At 64.1% G+C, this 21,257-nt stretch carries 22 protein-coding genes; 17 read left to right on the forward strand and 5 right to left on the reverse strand.

Annotation, left to right across the window (positions count from 1 at the left end):
- Positions 1-151: 151 nt before the first annotated feature.
- Entirely contained in the window at positions 152-679 is a 528-nt protein-coding gene (locus BGI01S_RS21975; protein WP_042328145.1) for a GNAT family N-acetyltransferase, read from the reverse strand.
- A gap of 164 nt (positions 680-843) precedes the next feature.
- Between BGI01S_RS21975 and BGI01S_RS21980 the strand changes: the two genes are divergently transcribed.
- The 4 genes from BGI01S_RS21980 to BGI01S_RS21995 all read left to right on the forward strand — a co-directional run bounded on the left by BGI01S_RS21980 (position 844) and on the right by BGI01S_RS21995 (position 4,082).
- On the forward strand, positions 844-1,491 hold the full coding sequence (locus tag BGI01S_RS21980; RefSeq protein WP_042328146.1) for a VTT domain-containing protein: 648 nt from the start codon (positions 844-846) through the stop codon (positions 1,489-1,491).
- Between the two features lie 128 nt (positions 1,492-1,619).
- On the forward strand, positions 1,620-2,072 hold the full coding sequence (locus tag BGI01S_RS21985; protein WP_042328147.1) for a MarR family winged helix-turn-helix transcriptional regulator: 453 nt from the start codon (positions 1,620-1,622) through the stop codon (positions 2,070-2,072).
- Between the two features lie 26 nt (positions 2,073-2,098).
- Positions 2,099-2,662 (forward strand): isochorismatase family protein, encoded by a 564-nt coding sequence (locus tag BGI01S_RS21990; protein WP_042328148.1) that lies wholly within the window; start codon positions 2,099-2,101, stop codon positions 2,660-2,662.
- Positions 2,663-2,729: 67 nt separating this feature from the next.
- Positions 2,730-4,082, forward strand: a complete 1,353-nt coding sequence (locus BGI01S_RS21995) for an MFS transporter (protein ID WP_042328149.1) — start codon at positions 2,730-2,732, stop codon at positions 4,080-4,082.
- A 107-nt stretch (positions 4,083-4,189) separates the two neighbouring features.
- On the opposite strand, the gene BGI01S_RS22000 is transcribed toward BGI01S_RS21995, so the two are convergent.
- Positions 4,190-5,713, reverse strand: coding sequence for a CoA-acylating methylmalonate-semialdehyde dehydrogenase (locus BGI01S_RS22000; protein ID WP_042328150.1), 1,524 nt, complete (start codon positions 5,711-5,713; stop codon positions 4,190-4,192).
- Positions 5,714-5,960: 247 nt separating this feature from the next.
- Complete coding sequence (locus BGI01S_RS22005) at positions 5,961-6,917, reverse strand: LysR family transcriptional regulator (protein WP_042328151.1); 957 nt, start codon at positions 6,915-6,917, stop codon at positions 5,961-5,963.
- A 289-nt stretch (positions 6,918-7,206) separates the two neighbouring features.
- On the opposite strand from BGI01S_RS22005, the gene BGI01S_RS22010 reads away from it, so the two are divergent.
- Genes BGI01S_RS22010 through aroQ form a run of 3 tightly spaced genes read left to right on the forward strand, consistent with a single transcriptional unit; the run spans position 7,207 to position 10,216 of the window.
- The gene (locus BGI01S_RS22010; protein WP_042328152.1) at positions 7,207-8,613 is read left to right on the forward strand and encodes an MFS transporter; all 1,407 of its coding nucleotides are present in this window, start codon (positions 7,207-7,209) and stop codon (positions 8,611-8,613) included.
- 46 nt (positions 8,614-8,659) lie between these two features.
- Entirely contained in the window at positions 8,660-9,727 is a 1,068-nt protein-coding gene (locus BGI01S_RS22015; protein WP_042328154.1) for a Gfo/Idh/MocA family protein, read from the forward strand.
- Between the two features lie 51 nt (positions 9,728-9,778).
- Positions 9,779-10,216 (forward strand): type II 3-dehydroquinate dehydratase, encoded by a 438-nt coding sequence (gene aroQ / locus BGI01S_RS22020; protein ID WP_042328155.1) that lies wholly within the window; start codon positions 9,779-9,781, stop codon positions 10,214-10,216.
- Between the two features lie 72 nt (positions 10,217-10,288).
- Here the strand turns inward: aroQ and BGI01S_RS22025 are convergent, their stop codons facing one another.
- A complete protein-coding gene (locus tag BGI01S_RS22025; protein WP_042328156.1) occupies positions 10,289-11,386 on the reverse strand; it encodes a hypothetical protein in 1,098 nt (365 codons plus the stop codon).
- A 222-nt stretch (positions 11,387-11,608) separates the two neighbouring features.
- Between BGI01S_RS22025 and BGI01S_RS22030 the strand changes: the two genes are divergently transcribed.
- From BGI01S_RS22030 to BGI01S_RS22040, 3 genes are all read left to right on the forward strand, one after another.
- A complete protein-coding gene (locus tag BGI01S_RS22030) occupies positions 11,609-12,517 on the forward strand; it encodes a LysR family transcriptional regulator (RefSeq protein ID WP_042328157.1) in 909 nt (302 codons plus the stop codon).
- Positions 12,518-12,623: 106 nt separating this feature from the next.
- Positions 12,624-13,277: an HAD-IA family hydrolase gene (locus BGI01S_RS22035; RefSeq protein WP_042328158.1), complete on the forward strand. Its 654-nt coding sequence runs from the start codon at positions 12,624-12,626 to the stop codon at positions 13,275-13,277.
- Between the two features lie 29 nt (positions 13,278-13,306).
- Positions 13,307-14,443, forward strand: a complete 1,137-nt coding sequence (locus BGI01S_RS22040) for a DSD1 family PLP-dependent enzyme (RefSeq protein ID WP_042328159.1) — start codon at positions 13,307-13,309, stop codon at positions 14,441-14,443.
- 27 nt (positions 14,444-14,470) lie between these two features.
- On the opposite strand, the gene hpaR is transcribed toward BGI01S_RS22040, so the two are convergent.
- A complete protein-coding gene (gene hpaR / locus BGI01S_RS22045; protein WP_042328160.1) occupies positions 14,471-14,878 on the reverse strand; it encodes a homoprotocatechuate degradation operon regulator HpaR in 408 nt (135 codons plus the stop codon).
- A gap of 184 nt (positions 14,879-15,062) precedes the next feature.
- On the opposite strand from hpaR, the gene BGI01S_RS22050 reads away from it, so the two are divergent.
- From BGI01S_RS22050 to hpaI, 7 genes are all read left to right on the forward strand, one after another.
- A complete protein-coding gene (locus tag BGI01S_RS22050; protein ID WP_042328161.1) occupies positions 15,063-15,836 on the forward strand; it encodes a fumarylacetoacetate hydrolase family protein in 774 nt (257 codons plus the stop codon).
- Positions 15,833-16,591, forward strand: coding sequence for a fumarylacetoacetate hydrolase family protein (locus BGI01S_RS22055; protein WP_042328162.1), 759 nt, complete (start codon positions 15,833-15,835; stop codon positions 16,589-16,591). Before BGI01S_RS22050 ends, BGI01S_RS22055 begins: the two co-directional genes overlap by 4 nt.
- A 78-nt stretch (positions 16,592-16,669) precedes the next feature.
- Positions 16,670-18,127 carry a 5-carboxymethyl-2-hydroxymuconate semialdehyde dehydrogenase gene (hpaE, locus tag BGI01S_RS22060; protein ID WP_042328163.1) on the forward strand — a complete coding sequence of 486 codons (1,458 nt, stop codon included), beginning with the start codon at positions 16,670-16,672 and terminating at the stop codon, positions 18,125-18,127.
- 74 nt (positions 18,128-18,201) lie between these two features.
- Positions 18,202-19,065, forward strand: a complete 864-nt coding sequence (gene hpaD / locus BGI01S_RS22065) for a 3,4-dihydroxyphenylacetate 2,3-dioxygenase (protein WP_042328164.1) — start codon at positions 18,202-18,204, stop codon at positions 19,063-19,065.
- 16 nt (positions 19,066-19,081) lie between these two features.
- Positions 19,082-19,480: a 5-carboxymethyl-2-hydroxymuconate Delta-isomerase gene (locus BGI01S_RS22070; RefSeq protein ID WP_042328165.1), complete on the forward strand. Its 399-nt coding sequence runs from the start codon at positions 19,082-19,084 to the stop codon at positions 19,478-19,480.
- Positions 19,481-19,564: 84 nt separating this feature from the next.
- A complete protein-coding gene (gene hpaH, locus BGI01S_RS22075) occupies positions 19,565-20,368 on the forward strand; it encodes a 2-oxo-hept-4-ene-1,7-dioate hydratase (RefSeq protein WP_042328166.1) in 804 nt (267 codons plus the stop codon).
- Between the two features lie 10 nt (positions 20,369-20,378).
- The gene (hpaI, locus tag BGI01S_RS22080; RefSeq protein WP_042328167.1) at positions 20,379-21,188 is read left to right on the forward strand and encodes a 4-hydroxy-2-oxoheptanedioate aldolase; all 810 of its coding nucleotides are present in this window, start codon (positions 20,379-20,381) and stop codon (positions 21,186-21,188) included.
- Positions 21,189-21,257 lie beyond the last annotated feature (69 nt).

The following is a 21,257-nucleotide window of genomic DNA, read 5'->3' on the forward strand; positions in this document are numbered from 1 at the left end:
GAGCGTTGTAAAACCGCGCGGCGGGTATGAGCGAACAATGTTCAGCTCATACCCGCCGCGTTTTTTTGCGCCGCGCGTTCAACCGTGTTTGCTTGGTTCAACGCGCTCGTCACGTTCGTTACGATCCGCGCCCACCCGCAAACCGCACCCGTCACACAAGATCGCGCTGCATGAACACACGCTTCGATTCGTCGAGTCCTCGCGCGATATGCGCGTTGCGCCGCTCGATCAGCGCCGCGTCGAGTTCGGCGAATTCGATCTCCCGAAACCCCAGCCGCCGATAGTACGGTGCATTCCACGGCACCTCGCGATACGTCGACAGAACGAGTTGCGCCAAGCCGCGCGTCTGCGCGAGTTGCGCGACCTGCTCGATCAAGGCCGCGCCGATGCGCCGCCCGGCGTGCGAGGTGAGCACGTCCAGTTCCTGCACATAGATGCGCGTGGGTTGCGGCTCGAACATCACGAAACCCGCGCAGATCGCATCGGCGTCCACCGCGACGATGATCTCGCCCGCCGCAATCTTGCGTTCGGCGAGTTCCGGCGCCATGGGCGGCGCATCGGCAATGCCGGTCATGCCGACGCTGACGAAGCGCTGGCCGGCTTCGAATTCGATCGCGCGAATCGCATTCGCCTCGCGCGGCGCGGCAAAACGGAACGTGATATCGGGTAAGGGCTGCATGGCGTGTCGAAGGGAGTCGTTGTAGGCGGCGGCCGCGTGAGCACTGCGCACGGGCCGCGATTGCCGAAGATATCGCGGGATATTGACATCCCACGCGACAAATACACAAGTGCACGCGCCGCCACGGGACTAAACTCGTGACATCTACTCTCCCCCGGCCCACGATGGATCTCCTGAATGTGTTGCAGGTCGCCCTGCATCTCGACCAGCACCTGAGCGCTCTGATCACGCAATTCGGCGACAGAGTGTACGTGCTGCTGTTTGTCGTCGTGTTCGTCGAGTACGGCTTCCTGCCGCTGTTCTTCCTGCCCGGCGATCCGCTGATTTTCATTTGCGGCGCGCTCGCGGCCACGGGCGCGCTGAATCCGTGGATCGTCGCGCCTGTGCTGTTCGTCGCGACGGTGGGGGGCAGCATCGTCGGTTATGGAATCGGCCATGCGGTCGGTGACAAGGTCTATACCGCCAACTATCGATGGCTGAACAAGCGCGCGCTGCGTAAAGCGCACGATTTCAGCGAGGCGCGCGGCGGCCTGACCTTCCTGCTGTCGCCGTTCATCGCCGTCGTGCGCACGTTCGCGCCGTTCGTCGCCGGCGTCTCGCGCATGACGCTCTCGCGTTTCGTGTGGCTGGTAACCGCCGGCGCGGCGCTGTGGGTCGTGTCGCTGATGGCCGCCGGCGCGCTGTTCGGCAACATGCCGATGGTGCGCGAGCATATGAGCTCGCTGGTGCTGCTGGGCATCGCGCTCGGCGGCGTGATGCTGCTCGGCGGGACGGTGTGGCGTGTGGTCCATCGTCGCTTGCGCGCTCCGTGAGCGTTCCGGCAGCAGCCTGCCGACACGGCGCGGCCCCGTTGCCGGAATGCGCGCCCACATCCCAACTTGACTCGAACGAGATACGAAGGTAACCTTCGCAGGTAACCTTCACATCCGGTTGTCATCGCATGAGCAAGAACGCCCCTCCGCTTGCGCCCGAGGCGCTGCACGCACTGGCTGAAAACCTGCGCGTAGTGGGCGTGAAGCTGCGCCGCCGTCTGCGCGAAGAGTCGAACGTGGGCGACTTCACGCCTTCGCAAGCACAGGTTCTCACTCTGCTCGAACGCGACGGTCCGGCCACGGTCACCGCGCTGGCTCGTGCTCAGGGCATGCGCCCGCAATCGATGGGCGAAATGCTTGCAGCGCTGAAAGCCGCGGGGTTCGTCAACGGCGCGCCCGATCCGAATGACGGCCGGCAGACGGTTCTCTCGCTGACACCGGCCTTTCGCAAGAAAATCAAGGCCAGCCGGGCCGCCCGCGAAGACTGGCTGTTTCGCACCATCCAGAGCCAGTTCTCGGCGACCGAACAGCAACAACTCGCAATCGGCGTCGACTTGCTCAAACGACTCATCGACTCGTAACGACTCGTACCACCCAGGAGCACAGCATGGCACTCACCACTCTCGACGCAAAAACCGCACTGATCGTCATCGATTTGCAGCGCGGCATCGTCGCACTGCCCACCGTTCAGCCGTCGAGCGAAATCGTTCAACGCTCGGTCACCGTGCTCGACGCGTTTCGTCGCCACGGCCTGCCCGTGGTGCTCGTGAACGTCGCGGCCGGCGCGCCGGGCCGCACCGACCAGGGCACACACGTCGGCGACTTCCCCGCCGGTTTCGCCGACCTGCTGCCCGAACTGAAGCAGCAGCCGTCGGATCATGTGGTCACCAAGCGCACCTGGGGCGCGTTCACGAACACGGACCTCGAAGCGTATCTGCGCAAGGAAGGCGTCACGCAAGTCGTGCTGGTGGGTATCGCGACCAGCATCGGCGTCGAATCCACCGCGCGCTACGCGAGCGAACTCGGCCTGAACGTCACGCTCGTCGTCGACGCCATGACCGATCTGAATGCGGACGCGCACACCAACAGCGTCACGCGCATCTTCCCGCGTCTCGGCGAAACCGGCACGACGCAGGAACTCCTGGCGCTGCTCGACAGCACGCGCGCATGACTATGCGCCTGAGCGCAAGCTCGCGCGTGCTCGCCACCTGGTTCGTCGTTCAGACAGGAACCGTGCTGTGACAGGCACATTCCGTTCGCTGCGAAATTTCAATTACCGGGTCTGGGCGAGTGGCGCGATCGTCTCGAATGTCGGTACGTGGATGCAGCGCACGGCGCAAGACTGGCTCGTACTCACGGAACTCACGCATCACAATGCGACTTCCGTGGGTATCGTCATGTCATTGCAGTTCGGGCCGCAGATGCTACTGCTGCCGCTCACCGGCTACGCGGCCGATCACTTTGACCGCCGCAAGCTGCTGTTCGCCACGCAGGCGGCGATGGGCTCGCTGGCATTGGCCCTTGGCATTCTCACCGTCACCGGGCTCGTGCAGCTCTGGCAGGTCTATGTTTTCGCGGGGCTGCTCGGCTGCGTCACCGCCTTCGATTCGCCGGCGCGTCAGACCTTCGTGTCCGATCTGGTCGGCGAAAGCGATCTGGCGAACGCGGTCGGACTCAACTCCACGTCGTTCAACGCGGCACGAATGATCGGGCCCGCGGTGGCGGGCCTGCTGATCGCGTCGGTGGGCACCGGCTGGGTGTTCCTGATCAACGCGCTGTCGTTCGTCGCGGTACTCGGCTCGCTGCGCCTGCTGCGGCTGCACGAACTGCATCTGAAGCCGCGCGCGGTGCGCTCGCGCGGCAGCTTCGTCGAAGGCTTCAAGTATGTGTGGACGCGGCCCGATCTGAAAGCCGCGTTGCTGATGCTGTTCCTGATCGGCACGTTCGGGCTGAACTTCCCGATCTTCATCTCGACGATGTCGGTCACCGCCTTTCATGCGGGCGCCGGGCAATACGGCGTGCTGAGTTCGACGATGGCGATCGGCTCGGTTACCGGTGCATTGCTCACGGCGCGCCGCGCGCGCCCCCGGATGGCGCTGCTGCTCGGCGCGGCGGCCGTATTCGGCGTGGGCTGCACGGTCGCGTCGCTGATGCCGAATTACGTGCTGTTCGGCATGGCGCTCGTCGTGATCGGCGTATCGACTCAAACCTTCACCACGTCCACCAACAGCCTCGTGCAACTCACCACCGAACCGGCGATGCGTGGCCGCGTGATCGCGATCCTGCTGGCGATCGCGCTGGGCGGCACGCCGCTCGGCGCGCCGGTCGTGGGTTGGGTCGCGGACCGCTTCGGCCCGCGCTGGGCGCTCGGCGTGGGCGCCGCGTCGGGCTTCGCGGCGGCGCTCGTCGGGCTGCTTTATCTGGTGAAGTACCGCCAGTTGCGCGTCTATGTAGAAGGCCGGCGGCTGCGCTACAGCATCGACGATCCACGTCCGGCCGCCAGCGCGGCAACCTCTTATGTCGGTCCCGTCACGGCCGTGCAAAATGCCGCCGTGAATGAAGCGGAAGAAGACGCGTCGTCAAGCGTCTAGCACCACGGCCCACTCGATGCAAAAAAGCCGCGCCTGAATCGATCAGACGCGGCTTTGTTTTTACCGCAGTGCTCGTGCTACTTGTGCCACCTGCGGTTCATTACGGCTTACTTCGCGACCGGCATCGTAAACTCGGCACCCTTCGCGATGCTGTCCGGCCAGCGCTGCATGATGCTCTTGTAGCGTGTATAGAAGCGCACGCCCTCTTCGCCGTACGCATGGTGATCGCCGAACAGCGAACGCTTCCAGCCGCCGAACGAGTGCCATGCCATCGGCACCGGAATCGGCACGTTGATGCCGACCATGCCCACCTGAATCTGCCGGCCAAACGCACGCGCGACGCCGCCATCGGACGTGAATAGCGACACGCCGTTGCCGAACTCGTGCGCGTTGATCAGTTCGACGGCGCTCGCGAAATCGGGCACACGCACGACCGCGAGCACCGGGCCGAAGATCTCTTCCTTATAGATCTTCATCTGCGTGCCGACGTTGTCGAACAACGTGCCGCCGATGAAAAAGCCCTCTTCCGCCGCCACCGGATGCGCGCGGCCGTCGACGATCAGCTTCGCGCCTTCCGCTTCGCCCGATGCGATATAGCCGGTCACCTTGGCCTTATGTTCCGCTGTAACCAACGGTCCCATCTCGGCGTCCAGGTGTTCGCCATTCTTGATGACAAGCGATTTGACGCGCGGCACCAGCTTCTCGATCAGCCGATCGGCAACGTCGCCCACCGCGACCGCGACCGAGATCGCCATGCAACGCTCGCCCGCCGAGCCGTACGCGGCGCCGATCAACGCATCGACGGCCTGGTCGAGATCGGCGTCCGGCATCACCACCAGATGGTTCTTCGCGCCGCCCAACGCCTGCACGCGCTTGCCATGCTTCGACGCTTCGGTGTGAATGTATTCGGCAATCGGCGTGGAGCCCACGAACGACAGCGCCGCGACGTCCGGATGCTCGATCAACGCATCGACGGCCACCTTGTCGCCGTTCACGACGTTGAACACGCCGTCCGGCAATCCCGCTTCCTTCAGCAATTCGGCGATCCGCAGCGACGCCGAAGGATCACGTTCCGACGGCTTCAGCACGAACGTGTTGCCGCACGCGAGGGCGACCGGGAACATCCACATCGGCACCATCACCGGGAAATTGAACGGCGTGATTCCCGCGACCACGCCGAGCGGCTGGCGCAGATTCCAGTTGTCGATGCCGCCGCCGATCTGATCGGTGAAGTCGGTCTTCAACAGGTTCGGAATACCGCACGCGAACTCGACCACTTCGATGCCGCGCACCACTTCGCCTTGCGCGTCCGTGAACACCTTGCCGTGCTCGCGAGTGATCAGCATCGCGAGTTCGTCGTGATGCTGGTTCAGCAGCTCCTTGAATTTGAACAGGATGCGCGCCCGTTTGATCGGCGCGGTTTCGCTCCACGCGGCAAACGCGGCCTTCGCCGCCCGGACTGCCGCATCGACTTCCTCAACCGAGGCTAGCGCGACCGAACCGGTCACCTTGCCGGTCGCCGGATTGAACACGTCCTTGAAGCGGCCGCTCGCCGGCGCAACCGACGCACCGCCGATGTAATGGCCCAACTGCCGCACCGACAGCTTCGCTTGTTCGTTCGCTACATTCATGTCCTGACCTCGTGTTCGGGATAGGCCGCGGTGCATCGCCACCGGGCCGTGAGCAAAAATATCGGCTACGTCATGCAGCGCGCGCAGCGGTCCGCTTGCGGGCTGGCTACTTCGAGACCCGCCAACTGTATCGACGGCGCCGGTCATATTCCCGATACAGCGCGATAGAACCGCGCCTCACTGTGTTGTTTTTTGCGTCGCAACTGTATTGGCGATGTCGTGCGCGCGGCTCGGGGTTTCGTTTCGGTCAAAACCCGCCGACGCCTCGCGTCACGAGCGCATACGGCCCGCATGTCAACTGCTCGCGCAAGAACTCGATGCACACCTGGATCTTCGCCGACGACGACAACCGCTCCGCCGTCACCGCCCACACATCGGCGGACTGCTGATAGTCCGGCAGCACGCGCACCAGTTCACCGGCGCGCAAACTCTCGGCGACATCCCAGATCGACACCATCACCACGCCGTAGCCGTCCTTCGCCCACTGCACGACGATGTCGCTGAGATTCGACGCGACCGTACCCGTCACCTTCACGCTCTTTTCGCCATTCGGCCCGCTCAAGCGCCAGACGCCGAAGCGATCGTCGCGGCCGCGAAACAGCAGGCAGTCGTGCTGCGTCAGTTCGCCCAGATCGGCCGGCATGCCGCGCCGTTCGAGATAGGCCGGCGACGCGCAGAGAATCCGCGTGCTCTCCACCATCTTGTGCGCGATCAGATGCGGCTCGTTCACTTCGCCCACGCGCACGTCGATGTCGAAGTTCTCGCCGACCAGATCCGCACGCCGGTCAAGCAACTCCAGCCAGATCTCAAGATTCGGATGACGCTCGCGCAGCATCGCGAGAATCGGCGACACGTGTTTGCGGCCGAGCCGCAGACTCGTGCTGATTCGCAGCAGCCCGCGCAACTCCGTGCGCCGGTCCGCGAATGCGTCGGCCATGCCCTGCACGTCGTCGAGTATTTTCTGCGCCCACTGCAAAGCGGCTTCGCCATCGCTCGTCACGCTGACCCGGCGTGTGGTGCGTTGAAACAGCTTGACGCCGAGACTGGCTTCCAGCATCGCGATCCGCTTGCTCACATGCGACGGCGACAAACCCATCTCGGTCGATGCGGCAACGAAGCTGCCCCGACGCGCGATATTGCAGAACAGTTGCAGATCGCGCAGGAAAGACTCATTGCTGGCTGTGAGCGCATTCTGATTTTCCATCTGGTCGCATTGTGTCGGTGCAGAAGCACATTACCCTAGCCGTAACGGATTGATCGGGCAAGCGCGGGCGGACCGGACTCAATGCTCGGGACACCCAGGCACTGGTTAACCCTGTGTCGTGGCCAACCCGCCAACCCGTTCGATGCCGCAGCGCGGCAAGCGCTAATGGCAAGCGGCAATGGATGCAGGCAGCGTGCCCAGGAAAGTCCTGGCTTGCAATGTTTTGCTTTCAGCGCGCCAATAAGTCAGCCATAGAAGCTGACAAAAACATTTCTGTTCAGGAGACGATATGGAAACGAATGCATCGGCGAGCGCCCAGGAGCATCAATCGCAGGCTCGCAAAGCAACCGCCAGCGGCTGGATCGGCTCGGCGCTCGAGTACTACGATTTCTTCATCTACGCTCAGGCGGCTGCGCTCATCTTCCCTCAGTTGTTCTTTCCATCGGGCAATCCCAAGATCGCGATCGTCGCGTCGCTCGCAACCTATGGTGTCGGTTACGTCGCGCGGCCGATCGGCGCGGTCGTGCTCGGGCACTGGGGCGACACCCACGGCCGCAAAAACGTGTTGCTCGTCTGCATGTTTCTGATGGGCTTTTCCACGATGGCCGTCGGCTTTCTGCCCACCTACCATTCCGTCGGCATGCTCGCTCCGACATTGCTGGTGATCCTGCGTCTGATTCAAGGCTTCGCCGTCGCCGGTGAAATCTCGGGCGCGAGTTCGATGATTCTCGAACACGCGCCATTCGGACGACGCGGCTATTACGCGAGCTTCACGCTGCAAGGCGTGCAGGCCGGCCAGATTCTCGCCGCGGCCGTGTTCCTGCCGCTCGCCTACTTCATGGACGAAGGCTCGTTCAATTCGTGGGGTTGGCGGATTCCGTTCCTGCTCAGCGCGGTCGTGCTGATCGCCGGCTACATCATTCGCCGCGAAGTGCACGAAACGCCCGCGTTCGAGAAGGAAGACGCGACCGGCGGCGTGCCGAAGTCGCCGATCGTCGAGGCCTTCCGCTACAACTGGGGGGATATGCTGCGCGTGATCGGCTGCTCGCTGATGAACGTGATTCCCGTGGTCGCGACGATCTTCGGCGCGGCGTATGCGGTGCAGCAATCCTACGGGATCGGTTTTTCGAAGAGCGTCTATCTGTGGATCCCGGTGGTGGGCAACATCGTCGCCGTGCTCGTGATTCCGTTCGTGGGCAATCTGTCGGACCGCATCGGCCGGCGTCTGCCGATCATCGTCGGCGCACTCGGCGCGGGGCTGCTGTCGTTCGGGTACCTCTACGCGATCAGCATCCGGAACGTGCCGCTCGCGATGGTCATGTCGATCCTCATGTGGGGCATCGTGTATCAGGGCTATAACGCGATCTTCCCAAGCTTCTATCCGGAACTGTTCCCGACCCGCTCGCGCGTCTCGGCGATGGCGATCGGCCAGAACATCGGCACGACGATCACCGCGCTCCTGCCGGCCCTGTTCGCCTACGTCGCGCCGCCGGGATCGAACAACATCCCGATGACCATCGGCGCGATCACGTTCGGCATCACCGTGATCGCGGCGGTGACGGCATGGAGCGCGCGCGAAAACTTCCGCGTCAAGCTGAGCGATCTCGGCCAGCCGAACGCGGTCCCGATCGACAAGACCAGCTACGAGGCACTGCGCGCGCAGACGATGGCCGACGCAAAAAAAGCCGTCGCGTAAGCGCCGACGCTTACGCATCCGATCGCAACCGCAAAGGACCCGATTCATGAACAGGACCCGGATCGCCGTGGCCGGTGCAGGCTACATCGGCCGCGCTCACATGGCCGTCGCGCAACAGAGCGGCACGTGCACGCTGTCGGCGATCGTCGATCCGTCGCCGGCGGCCGGGGCGATCGCCGCCGAGGCCGGCGTGCCGCTTTACCGCACGCTCGACGAGCTACTCGAACGGGACCGTCCGGACGGCGTGATTCTCGCGACGCCGAACCAGTTGCATGTGGAGCACGCGCTGACCTGCCTCGCGGCCGGCGTGCCGACGCTGCTCGAAAAGCCGATCGCGCCGAGCGTCGCCGAAGCCGAGACGCTGGTCGGCGAAGTCGAACGCAGCGGCGTGCCGTTGCTGATCGGCCATCACCGCGCGCACAGCCCGATCATGGCGCGGGCGCGGCAACTGATCGACGAAGGCCGGCTCGGCAAACTGGTCGCGGTGATGGGCAGTGCGGTGTTTTTCAAGCCGGACCAGTACTTCTCGGACGCCGAATGGCGCAGGAAGCCAGGCGGCGGCCCGATTCTGCTGAACATGATTCACGAGGTGCACAACCTGCGCATGCTGTGCGGCGACATCGTCGCCGTGCAGGCTTTCTCATCGCATGCGACGCGCGGCTTTCCGGTCGAAGACACGGTGGCGATCAATCTGCGTTTCGCGAGCGGCGCGCTCGGCAGCTTCATGCTCTCGGACACCGCCGCAAGTGCGCGCAGTTGGGAACAGACCTCGCAGGAAAACAAGGCGTATCCATCGTACCCGGACGAAGATTGCTACGTGATCGCGGGCACCTTCGGCTCGCTGTCGGTGCCGACGATGCGTCTGAAAACGTACGGCAAAGCCGAAGACCGTTCGTGGTGGAAGCCGTTCGAGGTGAGCGTCGCCGCAATGACGCGAGACGACCCGCTCAAGCTGCAGCTCGCCCATTTCGAACGCGTGATTCGCCGTGAAGTGGCGCCGCTCGTCAGCGCGCGCGACGGTTTGCAGAACTTGCGCATTACCGAGGCCATCGCCGAAGCCGCGAACGCGGGCTCGGTTGTCGATACCATGCCGGCCGTCGCGTCGGCTCACTAGGTCCGCGCGGCGCTCGCCGCGCCGGCCCGTTTCATTTTCCAGGGAAGCCCGATGAAAACCTTCGTGATGCTGCACGGCATCAACCACAATATGTTCGGCAAGCGCGACCCGGCGCAATACGGCACCATCACGCTCGCCGAAATCGACGGCAAGTTGCAGGCGTTGGGCAAGGAGCTCGGCGTTCAGGTGGAGAGCTTTCAGACCAACAGCGAAGCCGAGATGTGCGAACGCATTCACCAGGCGTTCACGGACGACGTCGACGGCGTGCTCATCAACGCGGGCGCGTGGACTCATTACAGCTACGGGATTCGCGATGCGCTCGCGATTCTCACTGTGCCCGTGGTCGAACTGCACATGTCGAACATCCACGCGCGGGAAGCGTTCCGGCATCAGTCGGTATTCGCGGAGATCGTCAAAGGGCAGATTTGCGGCTTTGGCGTCGACAGTTATCTGCTCGCGCTGCGGGCGGCGGTGTCGGCGGCAGGCTAAACAGCGGCTCGCGGTGCCGGCAGCGTGACGATTATTTCACGCACGCTGCGTGGCCGGGCCCGCGTTTTACGCTTAACGCCACGGCTCGGTCAGTTCGTTGGCCAGCACCATCTTCTCGCGCACCACGTCGACCAACGCGGCGTCGATGCCGACTTGCGCTTTGAGGAACTTCAGCGCCGCGGAGTGCACTGTGCGCATGGCCCGGCCGTCGATCCCCGCCATGCGCGCCGCGCTGCGCCGCGTCTCTTCGACCAGATCGCGCGCGCTGCCGAAGTCCGGCGACAGTCCGCATTGCGCGTCGAACGCGGCGCGCAATGCGGCTGCGTAATCGCGCGACTGCCCTAGCCGGTCGATGTCCACCAGCAAATCGACGCCCTGCGCGATTCGCAACGCGCAGAGAATCCACAATGCAATGAACGCGCGATAAGCATTGTTGCCCTCAGCCGTGCGCGCGTATTGCTCGCACGTCATCGCATAGGCGTCTTCCGTCATCGACCCGACGGGTGGCAAGCTCACGCCGCAGACCTCGACGGCTTGCCTGACCAGCGGGTCCGATTGATTCAGGCCGAGCACACGAAACGGCGCGGCGACAAAAAACGGATTGCTCCATTGCTGACTGAGCAGCCATCCCGACGCGAATTGCGACGCCGGATTGCGCAGCACGCCCACGTGCATCGCCTGCGCAAATGCCTGCTTCAGCCAGGGCAGCCGCCCCGACGAGCGGCAAAATTTGAACACTGGCACGCGGCCCTGTTCGACGGTGCGATCGCACAGATTGCGCAAATAGGCCTGCAAAGCGGGAAACTCCGCATCCGGCGCGCTCGCGAACCGGTCGATGCTAAAGCGCTTGCGATAGCCGGCGACACCGCGCGCGCTGTCCTGAAGAAACGGCCGGTACTCGTCGAAGTACGGCGCGGCGAGTGGCGGGTGGCCCGAGGTCAGCGTCGGACGGGAGGCGGCCACGTCGGCGAGGCTCAGTTCGGCCAGCACGTTGCTGAGCGGTTCATAAAAACCCGTTGCCGAGTCGAGTTCACGCAGACGCGACCAGACCCACGTCCCCGCGCTGCGCCAGCCGGTGTGCAGAAATACCGCCTGTTTCAAGGCGTTTTTTGGCCCTGCATGGTCAGCGGCGCTTGACGGACCGCTCGATGGCTCTTTTGACGACGGCATAACACATCTCTTGTGAAAACTTGGGAAAGCGCGCGGCCCGCGCCACCTGCGCCACCTTATGGAGGCCGCTACTTCAGCGGGTCGATCCGTCGGCTTCGTTAAGGAAATGCCACTTTACCTTGCGACGCAGCGCCGCGTTCGTCCGCCTCCTGCGCGAGCCGCGATGGAACCGCGCGGCCAAACGCATTATGCTGCCAGATCCCGCCCTCACCGCTTGCTCACATGAACGATTCGGCCGATATCCGCCTCCTGCTGACTCTGCGCGAAAGCGGCAGTCTGATCGCCGCGGCGCGCAAACTGGGGCTGTCGCCGTCGGCCATCACGCAGCGCCTCCAGCAACTCGAAAAGAAGCTCGGCGCGCAACTGGTGAACCGCACCGCGCGCCGCCTGCACTTCACCGACGAAGGCATGCTGCTGTGCGAACGCGGCGCCGAGCTCGTCGAGCAGTTCGACGCGCTGTTTGAAGACTTGCAGATGCGCCGCGGCGGTCTGGTCGGCACGCTGAAAATCAATGCGCCGCTGGGATTCGGACGACGCCACCTCGCGCCCGCGATCGGCGACTTCCAGCAGCAGAACCCGGATATCGACGTCGCGCTCACGCTCTCCGACCGGCCGTTGACCGAGACGTTGGATCGATTCGACATCGTCGTGCATATCGGCGACTTGCCGCTATCGAATCTGGTCGGCTATACGATCGCGCCGAATGCGCGCTTCGTCTGCGCGGCGCCCGCGCTGGTCAAGCGGCTGGGCGGCGCGCCGGAGTCGCCGGACGAATTGAATCGGCTCCCCTGCATCCTGCTGCGAGAGAACAACGAAGACGTGTCGTTGTGGCAGTTCAGCAAGGGCCGCGCGCGCCGTAGCGTGCGCGTCTCCGCCCACCTCAGTTGCAACGATGGCGATGTGATCCGCCAGTGGGCCTGCGAAGGCCGCGGCGTGATCCTGCGTTCCGAATGGGACGTCGCCGACGACATCGCGAAAGGAAAGCTCGTGCGTTTGCTGCCCGGATGGAAAGCGCCCGATGCCAACGTGATCGCGCTGACGCATCAACGCACGGGTCTGCCGGCGCGCACGCGTCATTTCATGCAGTATTTGCAGAGTCGATTCAGGCCGTTGCCACCATGGCGGCGCTAGGCGCCACGCGGCCATTCAGTTTCCCTGAATCTATGAGTTGCTTCGTCTAAACGCCTGGCCGCGGACCAGACTCTATAATCGACTCACCGCCACAGCCGGTTACATCATGACTTCCGCATCCGTCTCCGCCGCCTACCCGCATGCCGTTCTGTTCGACCTGCTGACCGCGCTGCTCGATTCGTGGACCTCATGGAACCGCGCGGCAGGCTCCGAAGCAGCGGGCCGGGCATGGCGCGCCGCCTATTTGCGTCTGACGTATGGCTGCGGCCGCTACATTGCGTATGAACAGCTCGTGCGCGAGGCCGCTGCGCAAGTCGGCCTGCCCGAATCCGCCGCGCTCGCACTTGAGGCGGACTGGCTGAATCTGACGCCGTGGCGCGGCGCACTCGACGCGTTGCGCGCACTCGAACCGCACTGCAAGCTCGCGGTCGTCACCAATTGCTCGACCCGCCTCGGCACCCAGGCCGCCGAACTGTTGCCGGTCCGCTGGGACGCGATCGTGACCGCCGAAGAAGCCGGCGTCTACAAACCGGACCCTCGACCGTACCGGCTCGCGCTCGCGAAACTCGGCATAGAAGCCGATCAGGCCGCGTTCGTCGCCGGCTCCAGCTACGACATGTTCGGCACCGCCGCCGTCGGCTTGCGTACATACTGGCACAACCACGTGGGCCTGCCGCTTGTCGCGGGGGCGCAGCCGCCCGAGTTCGAAGCGCCGACGCTCGATGCGCTCATTCCGTGGCTCGCCCGCTTCCGCCTGTGAGCCACACCACTTCAATTCCCGGTGACAGCATGAAACTCGAACAGATCGAAACCCCGGCCGCGTTGATCGACATCGCGCGGATGCAGAAGAACATCGCGCGCATGCAGGCGCACATGAACACGCTGGGCGTCGCGTTCCGCCCGCACGTAAAGACCACCAAATGTATCGACGTGGTGCGCGCGCAGATCGCCGCCGGCGCGCGCGGCATCACCGTGTCGACGTTGAAGGAAGCGGAAGCGTTCTTTGCCGCCGGCGTCGATGACATTCTCTACGCGGTCAGCATCGCACCGTCGAAGTTGCCGCGAGCGTTGGCGCTGCGCCGCCAGGGCTGCGATCTGAAGCTGGTGGTGGACAACCCGATCGCCGCATCGGCGATCGCCGCATTCGGCGAGCAGCACGGCGCGACCTTCGAAGTGTGGATCGAGGTGGACACCGACGGGCATCGCTCTGGCATCACGCCGGAACAGGACACGCTGCTCGAAGTCGGGCGGATTCTGCATGAGAACGGCGTGAAGGTCGGCGGCGTGATGACCCATGCGGGTTCGAGCTACGAGCTCAACACGCAGGAAGCGCTTGTCGCGCTCGCCGAGCAGGAGCGCGCCGGCTGCGTGCGCGCGGCGCAACGGTTGCGCGAAGCCGGCATTGCGTGCCCGGCGGTCAGCGTCGGCTCGACGCCGACCGCGCTCGCCGCCGCGCAACTGGACGGCGTCACCGAAGTGCGGGCCGGCGTCTACGTTCTGTTCGATCTCGTCATGCACAACGTCGGCGTATGCGCGCTCGACGACATCGCGCTCAGCGTGCTCGCCACCGTGATCGGCCATCAGGCGGACAAGGGCTGGGCGATTCTCGACGCAGGCTGGATGGCGATGAGCCGCGATCGAGGCACGTCGAAGCAAGCGCACGATTTCGGCTATGGCCAGCCGTGTCTGCTGAACGGTACTCTGCTACCCGGCTACGTGGTGAGCGGCGCGAATCAGGAGCACGGCATTCTCTCGTCGACCGACGCGGACACACAGGTCACCGACATCGAGCAGCGCTTTCCGATTGGCATGAAGCTGCGCATTCTGCCGAATCACGCATGCGCGACCGGCGCCCAGTTCCCCGAGTATCACGCGGTGATGCCGGACGGCAATAGCGTGGAGTGGCGGCGCTTTCAGGGCTGGTAAGCACATGCGCCGTTCCAGGCGCCCAGGTTATTCGTCCTCTTCGCCCAGCCCGGCCAACAGATCGTCGACCGCGCGATAGACGCGCTCGACGATCTCCGGCCCCACCTTGCGCTCCAGCGCGCGATAGTGCGCTTCGAGGTCCTTCGAAATCACGCGCACCAGTTCCACGCTCGTGTCCGTCAGCGACACGAGCACGCGGCGCTGATCCTCCGCGAAACGCTCCTTGATTACCAGGTCCATGCTCTCCATTCGCGCGAGCACGCCGGCCATACTTGGACTCGAAATCGTGCAGATGTCGGAGATGTGACGCGGCTCCATCGGGCCGTGTTCGTCGAGCGCGCGAATGACGCGCCATTGCTGTTCGGTCAGTCCATGCGCGGTAATCAACGGACGGAAACGCTCCATCATTTTTTCTCTGGCGCGCAACAGCAGCATCGGCAGGTTGCGGTGCAAAACTCGGGTGGCAGCGGACATGTCGGAGAAAGTTTAAAAGCAGCGGTCGAAGCTTAAGGGAAAACCCGCGATCAATCGACAGCCTATTGACCGTGAATCATATCAAGCGCAATACTACTAACATGTTAGTGTTTTCACCGGGATTTTTCCAGGAGACCGTTCACCCATGTTGGTCCTTGCCGATCACCTGCTGCATCCAGAAGGCGACCCGCTGCCTCGCGACGTGGACGCGCGCACCGCGGCCGCGTTGCTCGCGCGCGGTGTCGCCTGCCATGCGCCGGTGCGCGGCGCGGTGTACGGCACCTTGCTGAACGACCGTGCCGCGCTGGAGGCGTTAGGCGACGCGGTGCATGCGGCTCCGTATAAAGCGCCCCCGAAAGCGCCGGTGCTTTATCTGAAGCCGCGCAACACGCTCGCCGGGCATCGCGCGCGGGTCGTCGTGCCGGACGACGCGTCGGGTGTCGAAGTCGGCGCGTCGCTGGGCATCGTGATCGGCCGCACTGCAACACGCATCGACGCGAACCGCGCGGCCGAATACATCGCCGGGTATACGCTCGTGGCCGATCTGAGCGTCCCGCATGCGAACGTGTACCGGCCTTCGGTGCGCCTGCGCGCGCGCGACGGCTTCTGCGTGATCGGCCCGGCTGTGGTCGCGGCATGCCACGTTGCAACCCCGGACGACCTCGCCATCGAGGTCGCGCTCAACGGCGCAAAGGTCTTCACAGCAAGCACTGCGTCGTCGGTGCGCAAGGTCGCGCAACTGCTCGCCGACGTCACCGATTTCATGACATTGAGCGCAGGCGACGTCATCACGCTCGGCGTGCGTCACGGCTCGCCGGTCGCGCATGTCGGCGACACGGCCACGCTGACGATTGGTGCATTGCCATCGCTCACGGTGTCGTTCGTTGGCGCACAGGAACAAGAGGGAGAACAACGATGATGCGCGGCCGGGTTGCCTACGCGGGAGCGATTCACGAAGCCTATCCGGACGCCCACGGCGTGCGCTTCGCGGACGGTCGCGTGCGGCGCGACGATGAAGTGGTCTGGCTCGCGCCGATCGAAGTCGGCACGATCTTCGCGCTCGGCCTGAATTACGCCGAGCACGCGAAGGAATTGCAGTTCGGCAAGCAGGAAGAGCCGCTCGTCTTTCTCAAGGGACCGGGCACGGTGCTCGGTCATCGCGGCGTCACGCGCCGCCCCGCCGATGTCACGTTCATGCACTACGAGTGCGAACTGGCGGTCGTGATTGGCCAGACCGCGCGCAACGTCACACGCGAAAACGCGATGCGGCACGTGGCCGGCTACATGATCGCCAACGACTACGCGATCCGCGACTACCTGGAGAACTACTACCGCCCCAACCTGCGCGTGAAGAATCGCGACGGCGGCACGGTGCTCGGTCCCTGGTTCGTCGACGCCGCCGACATCGCGGACGTCACGCGACTGGAATTGCGCACGTTCGTGAACGGTACGCTGCAACAGCATGGCAACACGCGCGACCTCGTCACCGATATCCCCGCGCTGATCGAATACCTGAGCGGCTTCATGACGCTCGCCCCCGGCGACGTCATCCTCACCGGCACGCCGGAAGGCATCGTCAACGTGAATGCCGGCGACGAAGTGGTCTGCGAAATCGACGGGCTGGGGCGTCTCGTCAACACGATTGGATCGGACGCGGACTTCGGCCGCGCCTGAGTGACTGCCCCGCATGAGCCCGGAGTACGTGCCAGAAGCACGACTAACTTCGGCCGACGAAAAAGAAAGGACAACGCAATGCGAATCGACCATCTGATCAACGGCGAGGCGTGCGCCGCGAAAGACTACTTCGAAACGGTCAATCCGGCTACGCAGGAGGTGCTCGCGGAAGTCGCCCGAGGCGGCGCGCAGGACGTGGACGCCGCCGTGCGCGCGGCCAAAGACGCGTTTCCCGCCTGGGCCGCGAAGCCCGCGGCAGAGCGCGCGAAGCTGGTCCGCAAGCTCGGCGAACTGATCGCGAAGCATGTGCCGGAAATTTCGGAAACCGAAACGAAGGACACCGGCCAGACCATTTCGCAAACGCGCAAGCAGTTCGTGCCGCGCGCCGCCGACAACTTCAGCTACTTCGCCGAGATGTGCACGCGCGTCGACGGGCACACGTACCCCACCGATACGCACCTGAACTACACGCTGTTTCATCCGGTCGGGGTCTGCGCGCTGATCTCGCCGTGGAACGTGCCGTTCATGACGGCCACGTGGAAAGTCGCACCCTGCCTCGCGTTCGGCAACACGGCCGTGCTGAAGATGAGCGAGCTGTCGCCGCTCACCGCGTCGATGCTCGGCCGGCTCGCACTCGAAGCCGGCATTCCGGCCGGCGTGCTGAATGTCGTGCATGGCTTCGGCAAGGAAACCGGCGAGCCGCTGGTCGCGCATCCCGACGTGCACGCGGTGTCGTTCACCGGCTCGACGGCGACCGGCAATCGCATCGTGCAAACGGCGGGGCTCAAGAAGTTTTCGATGGAACTCGGCGGCAAGTCGCCATTCGTGATTTTCGACGACGCCGATTTCGAACGCGCGCTCGACGCCGCCGTGTTCATGATCTTCTCGAACAACGGCGAACGCTGCACTGCCGGTTCGCGCATTCTGGTGCAGCGCTCGATTTACGCGCGCTTCGCCGAGCGCTTCATCGAACGCGCGAAGCGTTTGACCGTGGGAGATCCGCTTGCCGACAGCACCATCGTCGGTCCGATGATCAGTCAGGCGCATCTGGCCAAGGTGCGCGGCTACATCGAACTGGGTCCGAAGGAAGGCGCCACGCTCGCGTGCGGCGGGCTCGATACGCCCGATTTGCCTGACGCGATGCGCAAGGGCAACTTCGTCGTGCCGACCGTGTTCGTCGACGTCGACAATCGCATGCGCATCGCGCAGGAAGAGATCTTCGGTCCGGTCGCGTGCCTGATTCCGTTCGACGACGAAGCCGATGCGGTCCGGCTCGCCAACGACATCTCATACGGCCTGTCGAGCTACATCTGGACCGAGAACACGGGCCGCGCGCATCGGGTCGCTGCCGCCGTCGAAGCGGGCATGTGCTTCGTCAACAGCCAGAACGTGCGCGATCTGCGTCAGCCGTTCGGCGGCACCAAGGCTTCAGGTGTGGGCCGCGAAGGTGGCACGTGGAGCTACGAAGTGTTTCTCGAACCGAAGAACGTTTGCGTATCGCTCGGTTCGCATCATATTCCGCGCTGGGGCGTGTGACACTTACGTTAGAAAGCGACGCAAGCGAGCGGAATGCCTCGCACGCGGCGACGCAACATGAACAGGAGACTGCGATGGGCAAACTCGCCTTGGCCGCAAAAGTGACGCACGTCCCGTCGTTATATTTGTCCGAACTCGACGGTCCGCACAAGGGTTGCCGTCAGCCGGCCATCGACGGCCATCATGAAATCGGCAGGCGCTGCCGCGAACTCGGCGTGGATACGATCGTCGTGTTCGACGTCCACTGGCTCGTGAATAGCGAATATCACATCAATTGCGCGCCCCATTTCGAAGGCGTGTACACGAGCAACGAACTGCCGCATTTCATTCGCAACATGCCGTACGCGTATCCGGGCAATGTCGAACTCGGTCATCTGATCGCCGGCGTCGCCAACGAAATGGGCGTGAAAAGCCGCGCACACAGCGAGACCACGCTCGGCCTCGAATACGGCACGCTGGTGCCGATGCGTTATATGAACGGTGACCAGCACTTCAAGGCGGTGTCGGTGTCGGGCTGGTGCATGTGGCATGACCTCGGCACGAGCGCACGCTTCGGCCTCGCGGTGCGCAAGGCGATCGAGGAGCGCTACGACGGCACTGTCGCGATTCTGGCGAGCGGCTCGCTCAGTCATCATTTCGCCAATAACGGCACGGCCGAGCAGTTCATGCACAAGGTGTGGAACCCGTTTCTCGAACAGATGGACCGTAGCGTCGTCGAGTTGTGGAAAGCCGGCGACTGGAAGACCTTCTGCGAAATGCTGCCGCTCTACAACGAGAAATGCTGGGGCGAAGGCGGCATGCACGACACCGCGATGCTGCTCGGCGCGCTTGGTTGGGATCGATACGACGGCAAGGTCGAGGTCGTCACGCCGTACTTCGGCAGTTCCGGCACCGGCCAGATCAACGCGATCTTCCCAGTCACCCCGCTGCCCGTCTGAGTTTTGAGGAGACAACGTGCCCCATCTGACACTCGAATACAGCGCCAATCTCACCGGCGCGGAACGCATCGGCGAATTGTGCAACGCGCTCGCGCAATGCCTCGACGCACAGCGCGACAATGAGCAAAAGGTCTATCCGCTCGGCGGCATCCGTGTGCGTGCGTTGCGCTGCGAGCAGTATTGCATCGCCGACGGACGCCCCGACGCCGCGTTCCTGCATGCGAATCTGAAGATCGGCGCAGGGCGCTCCGAGGCCGTCAAACGCGCCACCGGCGACGCGCTGTTCGCGTTGATCAAGCAGTACTTCGCCGCCGAATTCGAGCGACAGGGTTTGGCGTTGTCGCTGGAGATCGGCGAGTTCAGCGAAGCGGGCACGTGGAAGCACAACAATTTGCACGCGCGGCTCAAAGGCTGAAAGCGGGGCTAAAAAAAGCGGCTTAACTCGCGAGACGACACCCGAAGACCGTCCATCGATCACGCGGTCCACCGAGAATCCATCATGCTAGACGAAAAGATTATCCGCGACCTCGCGGCGCAACTCGATCGCGCCGAGAAGACGCGCACGCAACTGCGCCATTTCTCCGCGCTATATCCGCAGATGACCATCGAGGACGGCTACGCAATCCAGCGCCAGTGGGTCAAGCTCAAACTGGCCGAAGGCCACGTGATCAAGGGTCGCAAGATCGGGCTGACCTCGCGCGCGATGCAGCGTTCGTCGCAGATCGACGAACCCGACTACGCGCCGCTGCTCGACAGCATGTTCATCGAAAGCGGCCAGGACATTCGCGCGGACCGCTTCATCGCGCCGCGCGTGGAAGTGGAACTGGCGTTCGTGCTGGGCAAGCCACTGAAAGGGCCGGGCGTCACGTTGTTCGACGTGCTCGACGCCACCGCTTACGTGAGCCCGGCAGTAGAAATCATCGACGCGCGCATCGAACAGTTCGACCGCGATACCAAAGCGCCGCGCAAGGTCTACGACACGATCTCGGACTTCGCCGCGAATGCGGGCATCGTGCTCGGCGGCCGTCCGGTGCGTCCGCTCGATATCGATCTGCGCTGGGTCGGCGCATTGCTTTACAAAAACGGCACCGTCGAAGAAAGCGGCCTCGCGGCGGCGGTGCTGAATCATCCGGCGACGGGCGTCGCGTGGCTCGCCAACAAGATCGCGCCGTACGACGAAATGCTGAACGCAAACGATGTGATCCTGAGCGGCTCGTTCACGAGCCCGATCGCCGCGCGCGCGGGCGACACGTTCCACGTCGACTATGGTCCGCTGGGCGGCATCGGTTTGAATTTCATCTGAGTGGAGCGACATGTCCATACCGCACAACACATTCAAGCGCGCGCTCGCCGAAGGCCAGCCGCAATTCGGCCTGTGGGCCGCACTCGCCGACGCGTACGTGACCGAGTTGCTGGCCACCGCCGGCTTCGACTGGCTGCTGATCGACAACGAGCACGCGCCGAACGACGTACGCAGCACGTTGTCGCAATTGCAGGCGGTGGCCGCCTATGCGTCGCATCCGGTGGTGCGTCCGGTGCGCAGCGACGCGGCGTTAATCAAGCAGTTGCTCGACATCGGCGCGCAAACGCTGCTGCTGCCGATGATCGACACGGCCGCGCAGGCGGTGGATGCGGTGGCCGCGACGCGCTATCCGCCGCAGGGCATTCGCGGCGTGGGCAGTGCGTTGGCGCGCGCATCACGCTGGAACAGGATCCCCGATTATCTGAACACGGCGGCCCACGAGTTGTGCGTGCTGGTGCAGGCGGAAACCGTGCAGAGCATGGAGAATCTGTCGGCGATTGCGCGCGTCGATGGTGTCGACGGTGTGTTTTTCGGGCCGTCGGATTTGAGCGCGTCGATGGGCCTGCTCGGCAAGCCGGGCGACGCGAGCGTGCGCGCCGCGATTCGCCACGGCATCGACACCGTGCGCGGCGCGGGTAAGGCGGCGGGCGTGCTCGCACCGGACCCGGCGATCGCCGCTGAATATCTCGCGGCGGGCGCGAGCTTCGTCGCAGTCGGCACGGACACGGGCCTGTTGAGCCGCGCGGCGGCGGAGCTTGCCGCGTCGTATAAGAACACGGCCGCAGCGGCTGCGTCGGCCAAAGACAAAGGCGGTTATTGATCTGAGCCGCGAGTTAACAGCTACGGGCCATGAGCCGCGCGCGGCTTGTGACTCCTCGTGCCCCGCGCG

This window comes from Paraburkholderia ginsengisoli NBRC 100965 (assembly GCF_000739735.1).
In the GTDB taxonomy this organism is placed as follows: domain Bacteria; phylum Pseudomonadota; class Gammaproteobacteria; order Burkholderiales; family Burkholderiaceae; genus Paraburkholderia; species Paraburkholderia ginsengisoli.